Source organism: Rhizobium sp. 18055, assembly GCF_902706285.1.
In the GTDB taxonomy this organism is placed as follows: domain Bacteria; phylum Pseudomonadota; class Alphaproteobacteria; order Rhizobiales; family Rhizobiaceae; genus Rhizobium.
Genome location: NZ_CACSKD010000379.1, coordinates 1 through 414, shown reverse-complemented (window position 1 = coordinate 414; position 414 = coordinate 1). Strand labels below are relative to the sequence as shown.

The 414-nt window shown below is 62.6% G+C and carries 1 protein-coding gene; it reads right to left on the bottom strand.

All coding sequences use genetic code 11. The features are described 5' to 3' along the window. On the bottom strand, nucleotides 1–414 hold a 414-nt coding region (locus GVL52_RS29600), incomplete at both ends, for an aminotransferase class I/II-fold pyridoxal phosphate-dependent enzyme (protein WP_160012777.1).

Below are 414 nucleotides of genomic sequence, written 5' to 3'. Positions count from 1 at the left end.
GTCCAGTTCGGCAAAGGTCTGGCGCACACCCGGGCTGAAGTCGCCGTAGACATCGTCCTCGACCACGAAGAAGTCATGTTCCACCGCCAGGCGCAGGACGCTAAAGGCATTGCGCGGGGTGATGTTGCCGCCGGTCGGGTTGTGGAAGGTACTGTTGCAGAAGAATGCCTTGACCTTGTGCCTGGCCAGGTGCTCCTTCATGTCTTCCACGCTCGGTCCGTCCTGGGTTCGGCGCACCCCGACCACATGGCCGCCGGCCAACTGGATCAGCTTGATCAGGTTGCCATTGCCGGGCTCGTCGACGAACACGTGATCGCCTGGCTTGATCAACAACCGCGCCAACAGGTCCAGCGCTTGTGTGGCGCCCAGCGTAGTCAGCAACTGAGTTGGCCGGGCATCGACACGGGTCAGGCG